Origin of the sequence: uncultured Corynebacterium sp., assembly GCF_937999985.1 — a bacterium.
Classification (GTDB): Bacteria; Actinomycetota; Actinomycetes; order Mycobacteriales; family Mycobacteriaceae; genus Corynebacterium.
Map to the genome: position 1 here is coordinate 1 of NZ_CALLDG010000037.1, position 10,774 is coordinate 10,774.

The following is a 10,774-nucleotide window of genomic DNA, read 5'->3' on the forward strand; positions in this document are numbered from 1 at the left end:
GGGCGCACCTCCACCTTCGGGTCCACCAGGCCGGTCGGGCGAATGACCTGCTCGACGTACTCGCCCTGGGCGGCGGCGATCTCGTAATCGCCGGGGGTGGCGGACATGTAGACGCACTGGCCCTTGCGGTCGTCGAATTCCTCCCACGTCAACGGCCGGTTATCCAGCGCGCTCGGCAGGCGGAAGCCGTGCTCCACCAGGTTGCGTTTGCGGGACATGTCGCCTTCGAACATTCCGCCGATCTGCGGGACGGTTACGTGGGACTCGTCGATGATGGTCAGGAAGTCCTCGGGGAAGTAATCGATCAGGGTGGCGGGCGCGGAACCGGCGGCGCGGCCGTCGATGTGGCGGGAGTAGTTCTCGATGCCGCTGGTGAAGCCCACCTGCTGGATCATCTCCAGGTCGTATTCGGTGCGCATGCGCAGGCGCTGGGCCTCCAGCAGCTTGCCGCGGTTTTCCAGCTCCTCCAGGCGCTGCGCAAGCTCCTCCTTGATGGCCTGCATCGCCTTTTCCATGCGCTCCGGGCCGGCAACATAGTGGGTGGCTGGGAAGATGCGCAGCTCGTCGACCTGGCGAATCACGTCGCCGGTCAGCGGGTGGATGTAGTACAGCGCGTCGATGTCGTCACCGAAGAACTCCACGCGCACCGCCAACTCCTCGTAGGCCGGAATGATGTCCACCGTGTCGCCTTTTACGCGGAAGGTACCGCGGGTAAAGGCAACGTCGTTGCGGGAGTATTGGATATCCACCAGCAGGCGCAGGAACCGATCGCGCTCGACCTCCTCGTCCACCTTCAACACCACAGAGCGGTCCAGGTAAGACTGCGGGGTGCCGAGGCCGTAGATGCAGGAGACCGAGGACACAACCACCACGTCCCGGCGCGACAACAGCGCGGAGGTCGCGGAGTGGCGCAGGCGCTCCACGTCTTCGTTGATGGACGAGTCTTTCTCGATGTACGTATCCGTCTGCGCGATATACGCCTCTGGTTGGTAGTAGTCGTAGTAGGAGACGAAGTACTCCACCGCGTTGTTCGGCAGCAGGCTGCGCAGCTCGTTGGCCAGCTGGGCGGCCAGCGTCTTATTCGGCGCCATCACGAGGGTGGGCCGCTGCTCCTTTTCGATGAGCCAGGCGGCCGTCGCGGACTTACCGGTACCAGTGGCGCCCATCAGCACGACGTCGCGTTCGCCGCGGTTAAGGCGCTGGTGCAGCTCATCGATCGCCTTCGGCTGATCGCCGGCGGGCTTGTAGTCGCTGATGACTTCGAACTTCGCATTCGAGCGTTCGACCTCCCCCACGGGACGGAACTCGGAGTACGACAATTCGGGACGTTCTGCTGCAAAGGCCATGCGCACCAGTCTACTTACCGCACTGGACACCACCTGCCGTGCTGTCACCCAGCACTTTTACTGTGGCCGTTCTAAGGTTAATCACATGAAGATCTTCTCCCGCGGTCGTGCCGCTATCGCCCCTGTCATCGCTCTTTCACTGTTGCTCACTCCTTCTGCCGTTGCCGCGCCAGCGCCGGCTGCGCCCGCCGTCCCACCAATCGTTGCCGGTTCGGCGCCGATCGGCCCCAACACCGTCGTTATTCCTGGCGAGCTGTTGCCGGTCGGCCCCAGCGGTGCGCGTGCTGCTCGTACTGTTGATGACGCCTACTCCGCGGCCGCCATCGCCGCCCAGTATCTGAACCAGGATCCCCGCCCCGCACTGGATCGACTCTCCCCCGCCCGACGCACTGAGGTGAGCCACATTCTGAAGGTCTTGGAGGCTCCCGTACAGGCGCCGGGGAAGGCCACCAGTCCGCGTGCAACCGTGGTGGTGCTGGGCAATGGCTTGAACCCGGATGGTTCTGTGCACCCCAACCTGCAGCGCCGCCTGGAGGTTGCCCGCGATTATGCGTTGCAGCACCCGGCGAGCCCGATCATCACCTCTGGCGGCAAGACCGAGCACGGTCACGTGGAGGCCGAGTCGATGAAGAGGTGGCTGGTTCGTCACGGGATTTCCCCGCAGCGTATCCACGTGGAGGGCAACTCCTGGTCCACCATCAGCAATGCGTGGCACAGCGCGAAGGTCTTCGGAAAGATGAACGCGCAGGCCAAGAAAGCCTCCCATGGCAAGCCACTGCCGCGTGAGCTGGTGATTGCCACGACTGATAGCCACCTGCACCGTGGCGTGAGCGACTACCGCATTGCCTTCGGCCCGCGCACCACCGTCTACGGCCTGGCCTCCAAGTCCGATCCGGTGCAGCAGCGCAACCTGGCCAAGGAGCGCACCTCCCGCTACCGCGACGCGGTGGGGCTGTTCATCTTCCCGGAGACGATTGTGGCCGATGGCCTGCCGCCGATCTTCGGTGCCGGCATTCCGCGTTTCTGGTAAGGCCTTAGAGCCCGGCCCAGAAGCCGTCGACCTGCTCGAGTAGCTGTTCCACGGTCCCGGAGTTATCCAGAACGGTGTCCGCCGCATTGAGGCGGGTCGCGCGGTCGATCTGGGCGGCAATGCGGCGGCGCGCGTCATCCTCATCCAAACCCCGGTGTTGCACTAGCCGGTCGATGCGCAGCTCGTCGGGAGCGTCCACCACCAACACGTGATCGACCTTGTCAACCTCACCGTTTTCGATAAGCAGCGGCATGTCGTAGACAAGCACCTGCGCGCCGGACTCCCTCCCCTGCTTAAACAGCTCTTCGGTGCGGGCACGAATGCGCGGGTGGGTGATCGCGTTCAGCTTCTCCGTCGCCTCCGGCGTGGCAAAGGCCTGCCGGGCCAGCTCCGCCCGGTTAAGAGTGCCGTCGGGGTTCAGCACCCCGTCAAAGGCATCCGCCAGCTCGGCCAAAGCTGGTTGTCCCGGTTCGACGATCTCGCGCGCCACCAGGTCGGCGTCAACAATAAAAGCACCGAGCTCCGCCAACCGCGAAGAGACGGTTGACTTGCCCGATCCGATTCCACCAGTCAGCCCAATTGTGATCATGAGGCCATGCTAGCGCCTAGAGCGAGCCGACCAGAGTGTTTCCGGCCAGGCGGCACTGGTAGTAGCTGGCGGCAAGGTTGCCGAACTCCATGCGGAGGCCATTGGCCTTGTAGATATCCTGTTCGGCGACTGCTTCGTCCCACTGCTTACGGACCTCTTCGATTTGCTGGTCCAGCTTCTGGCAGGCCTTCGGAACATAAGACGAGCCACCCAGGCTGCCCGACGCGGGGGTCTCGACAGTCGGCAGAGGCTGGAGGGTTTCGGATGCGGAATCAGCGTCCGCGGCGCCAGCGATACCCGCAGCGCTGGACAGAGTAAGAACAGCAGCGACGGCGATGGAAGCAATGCGAGAGGAATTAGCCATAGCCGAAAATATAGCGGAGCTCGACGGGCGCCGCAGGACACTGTATGCAAATATAACTTGCATGCATAAGATTCCCGCCACCCGCCGCTCCCTCGCCGCTACCCTGACCGCCGGTTCGATCCTGGCCACCGCCACCGCCGTGACCGCCCTGTCTACGGGTCACGCCGCGGCGGATCCATGCTGGACCTACGCTCCTACCACCAGCGATGGGTTGGCCGCCAGCAGCACCGGGTCACTGGCTGGCAGTCTTGGCCAACCACAGTGGCTCACCGGCAAGCCCGAGGGCATGCCGAAGGTCACCGGCAATACTGAGGCGATGCACATGCTCACCGGCCGCTTCAGCCCCGACCGCACCGACAAGACGGGCTTGAGCTCCACGGACTTAGGCATCATGTGGGATTCCGGCGATGGGCGCGTACTGGCAGCGTTCGGTGATTCCTTCCGCTGCGGTGCCGGAAACAACGGCTGGCACTCCAATGCTCTATACGAGACCGACGATATGGATCCCTCCAACGGCATCCACATGGGTGGCCCTGCCACGGGGGCGGACTCCGAGGAGTTCCTGCCTGAATCTCTAAAAATCGACGGTGTGGAAAAGACCATCATCCCGACCGCAGGCATCGAGGTAAACGGGGCACAGTACGTGGACTTCATGTCCGTGCGCGACTGGGGGCGCCCGGGACAGTGGCGTACGAACTACGCCGCGACGGCGAAATCCACAGATGGCGGGAAGACTTTCTCTGTGGTGCCGGGCTCTTACCGCACAAGCTCGGTGGCTTCTAAGGACAACCGCCTGCCTGACTTGCCAGCACACAGCCGTGGCAACGACTACTTCCAGATGACCGCCTTCGCCAAGGCACCGGAAAGCGCTGCAGGCGACGACGGCTACGTGTACGTCTACGGCACCCCGTCGGGGCGCTCCGGTCAGGCGCGCTTGGCACGCATCAACGAGGCAGAATTCCCCGACTTCAGCTCTGCGGAATACTGGGACGGCAGTGGCTGGTCCTCCCGCATGGACGCTGCACAGCCGGTGCTCGACGGGCGAGTCTCCGAGCTATCCGTGCAGTACAACGAGCACCTTGGCAAGTGGTTGGCACTCTACGAATCCACTCAAGGAATGGTGCTGCGCCAGGCCGATAGCCCAGAAGGGCCCTGGAGCAGCGCAAAAACGCTGATCTCCAGGGCCCAGGTGCCGGATATCTACGGCGGGTATATGTACCCACACCAGACCGATGGGAACTTGTACTGGGTGGCCACCTCGTGGCACAGCTACAACGCGGTGGTGTACAAGACCGATCTGTCGAAGGTGTTCTAGCAACCGGCGGCTCGCGGCCGCTGGCTGCTATCCGCTAGCAGCTAGCGGCGCTTTAGCGCTCGATGATGGCGACGATGCCCTGACCACCTGCTGCACAGATGGAAACCAGGGTGCGACCGCCGCCGTTTTCCTCCAGCACCTTCGCAGCGGTGGCGATGATGCGGCCGCCGGTAGCGGCGAACGGGTGGCCGGCTGCCAGGGAGGAGCCCTTAACGTTCAGCTTTGCGCGGTCGATGGCACCCAGGGCGCCATCCAGGCCCAGGCGCTCGCGGCAGTACTCGTCGGACTCCCAAGCCTTCAGGGTGGCGCAGGTCTGGGAGGCGAAGGCCTCGTGGATCTCGTAGAAGTCGAAGTCCTGCAGGGAAAGGTTGTTGCGCTTCAGCAGGCGAGCAACCGCGTAGGTCGGGGACATCAGCAGGCCGTCCGGGGTCATGCCGTCGCGGCCGTTGATGAAGTCCACGGAAGCAACCTCGGAGTCCACCAGGTATGCCTTGACCGGGATGTTGTGCTCTGCGGCCCACTCCTCGGAGGAGATCAGGACTGCGGAAGCACCGTCGGTCAGCGGGGTGGAGTTACCGGCGGTCATGGTGGCCTTGGTGCCGTGCTGCTCGGCATCCTTCTTGCCGAAGACCGGCTTCAGCTTGGCCAGCTTCTCCACGTTGGAGTCCGGGCGCAGGTTGGTATCGCGCTGCACGCCCAGGTACGGGGTGATGAGGTCCTCGAAGAAGCCCTCGTCGTATGCCTTGGCCAGCTTCTGGTGGGACTCGGCTGCCAGCTGGTCCTGTTCCTCGCGGGTCAGGCCGAACTCGCGGGCGGTGATGGCCGCGTGGTCGCCCATGGAAAGCCCGGTGCGGGGCTCACCGTTGTTCGGCTGCTCCGGGGCCAGCTGGGAGGGGCGGATCTGGCCGACCAGCTTCAGGCGGTCGGTGGTGGTCTTCGCGTTGTTCAGTTTGATCAGGGTCTTGCGCAGCTGATCGTTGACGGCCAGCGGCGCGTCGGAGGTGGTGTCCACGCCGCCGCCGATGCCGGACTCGATGCGACCCAGGGCGATTGCGTCTGCAACCTGCACCAAGGCAGCTAGGCCGGTGCCGCAGGCCATCTGCAGGTCGAAGGCCGGGGTGGTGGAGGACAGTGCGGAGCCGAGAACGATCTCGCGGGTCAGGTTGAAGTCGCGGGAGTGCTTCAGCACGGCGCCGGCGACGACCTGGCCCAGCTCCTCGCCCTGCAGGCCGTAGCGTGCGACCAGGCCATCGATGGCGGCGGTCAGCATGTCTTGGTTAGACGCGTTCGCGTACTCCTTGTTGGAACGGGCGAACGGGATGCGGTTGCCGCCCAGGATGGCGACCTTGCGGGGTGCTCCGTTAGTCATATTTTTGTGTCACTCCATCGAAGAATGTGAATTGAAAGAACGTTTTCCTACACGGTGTGCTCGATCACACCGTATGGTTATACATGAGAACATACATTGTCTCGGCAACGCGCGTGTGCGTATCGCCAACAAGACTTGTATATTTCGCGCCGAATTGCCACCCACTGTGGCGAATTTATAGACATGAGGAGTTTAAGCTAGTGCCTGAAAACCAGGATGCATACCTGAAGTTCATCAACTCGGACCTCGGCAAGAAGATCTCCAAGCAGGCTGGCCTGCCGGTACCGACGAAGCTGCGTCGTTACAAGGAGGGCGAGCCCGCGCTGGACGGCCGTGTTCTGCTGGGCGGTTCCGGTCGCCTGGTCGGCCGCATCGAGGAGCTGCTCGCCGACGACTACAAGGTCTCTACTTCCGCTGGCGATAACAAGTACGCCGGTCTGGTTTTTGACGCCACCGGCATCACCAAGCCGGAAGACCTCCGCCAGCTGTATGACTTCTTCCACCCGGTCATGCGCCAGCTGCAGCCCTGCGCCCGCCTGCTGGTCATCGGCACCACCCCGGAGCTGATCGACAACGCTGACGAGCGCATCGCTCAGCGTGCCCTGGAGGGCTTCACCCGCTCCGTCGGTAAGGAGCTGCTGCGCGGCGCCACCGTCCAGCTGGTGTACACCGCCCCGGACGCTTCCGCCGACCTCGCTGGCCTGGAGTCCACCCTGCGCTTCGTCCTATCTGCCAAGTCGGCCTTCGTGGACGCTCAGGTTATTCGTGTTGACGCCCAGTCCGCGACCGCCCCGGCCAACTGGGACAAGCCTTCCGAGGGCAAGATCGCCGTGGTCACCGGCGCTGCCCGCGGCATCGGCGCCACCATCGCAGAGGTGCTGGCTCGCGACGGTGCGAAGGTCATCTGCGTGGACGTTCCGCAGGCTGGCGAGGGCCTGGCAGAGACCGCCAACAAGGTTGGCGGCACTGCCCTGCCGCTGGACGTCACCGCTGCCGACGCTGCGGAGAAGCTGAAGGAGCACGCGGAGGCTCGCCACGGCGGCCCGATCGACATCATCGTCCACAACGCCGGCATTACCCGCGATAAGCTGCTGGCCAACATGGACGAGGGTCGTTGGGATTCCGTCATCGCCGTCAACCTGGCGGCACCGGTGCGCATCACCGAGAAGCTGCTGGATAACGGCGGCCTGGCTGACAACGGCCGTGTCATCGGCGTGGCTTCCATCGCCGGTATCGCCGGTAACCGTGGCCAGACCAACTACGGCGCTACCAAGGCTGGCGTGATCGGCTTCGTGGATTCCTTCTCCGAGAAGCTGGCTGACCGTGGCATCACCGTCAACGCTGTGGCTCCGGGCTTCATCGAGACCCAGATGACCGCCGCCATCCCGTTCGGCACCCGCGTTGGTGGCCGTCTGCTTTCCTCCCTGCAGCAGGGTGGCGAGACCGTGGACGTCGCCGAGACCATCGCCTACTTCGCAGCTCCGGCTTCCCAGGCTGTCACCGGCAACGTTGTCCGCGTGTGTGGCCAGGCAATGCTGGGCGCCTAAGACGAACCCCGTCAAGCGAACTGTAGAGAAAGGAGCCACGACCAGTGGTTGACTACAAGAAGCTGGATTCCATCCCAGTGCTGATGGACGAGTACCGCAACGCCGTCAAGGATGTTGTTCCGGGCGTGGGTAGCCCCCGTAGTGCCAAGGACAATCCGACGACTGCGTTCAAGGTTGAGGGCGTCAAGATCAAGGTGCCGGAGCTGGCTGCCTACAACGCGGCAACGGGCCTGCGGCTGCGCAACGAGCTGCCGATCACGTACCCGTACGTGCTGAGCTTCCCGATCGTCATGAAGATCCTGACGGCCAAGGACTCCCCCGTCAATGCCGTGGGCCTGGTGCACCTGACCAACCGCATCGAGCAGACCCGCGACCTGACCGTGGACGATGTGCTGGACATCCGCGTGCACGCGGAGAACCTGCGTCCGCACACCAAGGGTGTGCTGCTGGATGTCGTTACCGTCGTCTCCGTGGATGGCGAGGACGTGTGGAAGCAGACCAGTGGCTTCCTGTCTAAGGGTGCGAAGCTTTCCAGCTCCTCGCCTTACAAGGACAAGCAGCCGACCGACGGCCGCATTCTGGAGCCGGTTGAGTTCGATGAGTACGACGCGACCCCGTCCGCAAAGTTCCGCGTCACCCCGGCGGACATCCAGGAGTACGCGCAGGCTTCGGGTGATAAGAACCCGATCCACGTCTCCGGCGTTGGCGCGAAGGCATTCGGCTTCCCGGCCGTCATTGCGCACGGCATGTGGTCCGCTGCCACGATGCTGCGTGGCCTGGAGGGCTTGCTGCCTTCCGCTGCACGTTTCAGCGTGGAGTTCGCCAAGCCCGTTACGCTGCCGACCACCGTGGCATTCTTCGCCGAGGCTGCGGGCGACAAGGCCTACCCGCGCCCCAGCGAGTGGGATCTGCAGCTGCGCAAGGCTTCTAAGCTAAAGACCCTGCACGCTGTGGGCAAGGTCGAAAGAATCTAGCCAGCATCGAGCCAACATCTAGCCAACGTCGGTTTGGCGGGCAGAACTGGCTGATCACCTGCCGGTGAGAAAGCTCGTGGTGCGTTCCTCGCGCCACGAGCTTTCTTTTATCTATCGCCAGGGTCCTAGTAGACCGACGCCTAACTGACCGCCCAGTAGTAGGTCAGCACACCTTGCCCGATGAGGACAATTGGGATGAATGCAAGGGACGCCACCACGTCAATGAATGTGATGACTTTGGCCATGCGGGCCTCGGCCAGTTCGTCCGGCTGACGGCTTGCGATAAAGGCTAGAACTATCAGCGAGATGACGATGACCAGGGCGGCAGCAGCCCATGGCTGCCAGCTATCAGTAGCGCTGTTGAAGATCCACGCATTTACTCCAAACTGATCAGCGGAGTCCTTGCCAGTCTGCGATCCGTCACCTAAGAACCAATGCACGAAGCTGCCGGCGCTCGTGGCCAGGCCAATGATTCCGGCGATGAGCAGAGGGCTAATGATGCGAGCATCCGAAAAACCATTCGTACGCAGGATCAAGATGACCGCCAAAAGGGCTGCAATGAGCCCCTGTTGCCAGTAGCTGCTTGAGTTGAGAACAAGAACAATGAGGGCGCCCATGATTGTTGCGGCCCAGCTAATACCACGACTAATTGCTTCAGTGCGCAGGGCGGCAGCGCGGATGGATTCGCGGCTAATGGATTCACCTGCGTCACTGCGACGAAGCATCGCGGCAAGCCCGGTGCTACTGATGGCAAGAGTCGACGTGGTCAGTAGCATCGCGATGGGCAGCCAAGCTGTCCACGCGGCCAGCGCAAAAGGACTTGCACCAAGGAAGGTTGCCAGGCCGAAGACCGCCGCAGCAACGGCGACGATCCCGGCTGCAACCGCTGTAGCTGTCGCTTGCCTCCTCAGCGCGATCCAAGCTGCGATGGCTGCGCAGAGCGCAGTGATGCTAATTGTCCAGGCTAGTCCTGGCGCACTGTCCACGGGGCGCAACACGGCTGCAGAGACTATGAACCCAAAGATAGGCAGGGCCCACGCCAACTTCTGTGCCCACGGACGGGGCTTCCACAGGGCAATCCCGATTGCCAGGAGGGTCAGGACGGTAGCGGTCACGACGCTTGTGATTCGACCTGAATTCCACGCCTCCACAACGTGTCCGCCGGCGGACGAGCCATGCCCGAAACCAAGCCCTGCGAGGCTGCTACCCCACACACCCTTGAGTGCGACGAGGCCAACCAACGTAATAGTGGCCAACATGGTTGCCAGCAGTCCATCTGTGCGGGTGGTTCCAGACCACGCAAACTGGGAGGCTCCAATGGTGCTGCGCATTTCGGCCATGATGTCATCGACAAATGGTGCGTGGGCGGCTTCAGCTCGCTGTGACAGGTAAAGCTTGTGCCCGTCCAGCACCTCATAGTCTTCGAGAGTGCGCTCAGCGTTGATAATCCCCGTTTCTGGGGAGGACAGCACCCACAGGTGCGCGGTGGCTTCCACGTCTGCGGTAAATTCGGAATCTGCTACTCGTCCACGGAACAGTTCCACCACGTCATCGAGGTAGTCGATGACGGGCCTGTGTGCTGGGAGGCTGACATCCAGTTGATGGTCTTGCCAAAACACACTTAATCTCACAAACATCGCAGACATAGTAGTAATGATTACATGGATTGTCGTGTGGCACGTGGCTGGGTGCCCTTGTAATGCGCCTAGCGGCCGATTGTCCTGTTGATCCCCGATACGTGCGTAGAGAGTTTTTGCTGAAGTAATGTCCACCAAGATTATTCACCGTCCGGCTCGCGCGAATCGAGCGATAGTGCCACAAGGGCCGTTGGAGTTGGCCCAGATTCCAACGATCCGTTCCAATGGCGCGGCGGCGAATGCGGTGACGTTCCTACTACCAGTTATTGGTGGCATGGGCATGGTGCTCATGATGATGTCGTCCGGCAACCCTATCCGCATGGCCATCGGCTCGGTGATGTTCGTGATGGTGATTGTCAGCGCGCTGGTGATGTTCGCGCGTTCGCGCACGGGCAAGCGCAAGGAGGCCGAAACAGCCCGCGTTCGTTTCTTGGAGCACCTAAAGGAAATGGAGGCGAAGGCAAAAGACAAGGCAACTGAGCAACAAAAGGTCGCGGCAATGCGCAGCCCCGAGCCAAGCGCGCTGCAGGATGCCATTCGAAACCCCTTCCGCCTGTGGGAGCGGCGCCGTAGTGACGAAGATGTGTTGGTCACCCGCATCGG

The 10,774-nt window shown here is 62.7% G+C and carries 9 protein-coding genes and 1 pseudogene; 5 read left to right on the plus strand and 5 right to left on the minus strand.

Annotated elements, in window-relative coordinates; all coding sequences use genetic code 11:
• Positions 1 to 1,346 (minus strand): DEAD/DEAH box helicase family protein (locus tag Q0331_RS01615; RefSeq protein ID WP_298074291.1); only part of this gene is annotated, 1,346 nt, incomplete at its 3' end.
• 85 nt (positions 1,347 to 1,431) lie between these two features.
• Between Q0331_RS01615 and Q0331_RS01620 the strand changes: the two genes are divergently transcribed.
• Positions 1,432 to 2,376, plus strand: a complete 945-nt coding sequence (locus Q0331_RS01620; RefSeq protein WP_298074293.1) for a YdcF family protein — start codon at positions 1,432 to 1,434, stop codon at positions 2,374 to 2,376.
• Between the two features lie 4 nt (positions 2,377 to 2,380).
• Here the strand turns inward: Q0331_RS01620 and coaE are convergent, their stop codons facing one another.
• Positions 2,381 to 2,965 carry a dephospho-CoA kinase gene (gene coaE / locus Q0331_RS01625; RefSeq protein WP_298074295.1) on the minus strand — a complete coding sequence of 195 codons (585 nt, stop codon included), beginning with the start codon at positions 2,963 to 2,965 and terminating at the stop codon, positions 2,381 to 2,383.
• Between the two features lie 16 nt (positions 2,966 to 2,981).
• Positions 2,982 to 3,329 carry a hypothetical protein gene (locus tag Q0331_RS01630; protein WP_298074297.1) on the minus strand — a complete coding sequence of 116 codons (348 nt, stop codon included), beginning with the start codon at positions 3,327 to 3,329 and terminating at the stop codon, positions 2,982 to 2,984.
• A 61-nt stretch (positions 3,330 to 3,390) separates the two neighbouring features.
• Here Q0331_RS01630 and Q0331_RS01635 point away from each other — a divergent pair, with 61 nt between their 5' ends.
• Positions 3,391 to 4,644, plus strand: a complete 1,254-nt coding sequence (locus Q0331_RS01635) for a DUF4185 domain-containing protein (protein ID WP_298074299.1) — start codon at positions 3,391 to 3,393, stop codon at positions 4,642 to 4,644.
• A 52-nt stretch (positions 4,645 to 4,696) separates the two neighbouring features.
• Here Q0331_RS01635 and Q0331_RS01640 read toward each other — a convergent pair whose 3' ends face one another.
• A complete protein-coding gene (locus tag Q0331_RS01640) occupies positions 4,697 to 6,013 on the minus strand; it encodes an acetyl-CoA C-acetyltransferase (RefSeq protein WP_298074301.1) in 1,317 nt (438 codons plus the stop codon).
• Positions 6,014 to 6,213: 200 nt separating this feature from the next.
• Between Q0331_RS01640 and Q0331_RS01645 the strand changes: the two genes are divergently transcribed.
• Both Q0331_RS01645 and Q0331_RS01650 read left to right on the plus strand, forming a co-directional pair.
• Positions 6,214 to 7,560, plus strand: a complete 1,347-nt coding sequence (locus tag Q0331_RS01645) for a 3-oxoacyl-ACP reductase (protein WP_005295764.1) — start codon at positions 6,214 to 6,216, stop codon at positions 7,558 to 7,560.
• A 44-nt stretch (positions 7,561 to 7,604) separates the two neighbouring features.
• Positions 7,605 to 8,534 carry a MaoC family dehydratase gene (locus tag Q0331_RS01650; protein WP_298074303.1) on the plus strand — a complete coding sequence of 310 codons (930 nt, stop codon included), beginning with the start codon at positions 7,605 to 7,607 and terminating at the stop codon, positions 8,532 to 8,534.
• 140 nt (positions 8,535 to 8,674) lie between these two features.
• On the opposite strand, the gene Q0331_RS01655 is transcribed toward Q0331_RS01650, so the two are convergent.
• Positions 8,675 to 10,153, minus strand: coding sequence for an EsaB/YukD family protein (locus Q0331_RS01655; protein ID WP_298074305.1), 1,479 nt, complete (start codon positions 10,151 to 10,153; stop codon positions 8,675 to 8,677).
• Between the two features lie 145 nt (positions 10,154 to 10,298).
• Between Q0331_RS01655 and Q0331_RS01660 the strand changes: the two are divergent.
• Positions 10,299 to 10,774, plus strand: a pseudogene (locus tag Q0331_RS01660) (type VII secretion protein EccC); the annotation flags it as partial.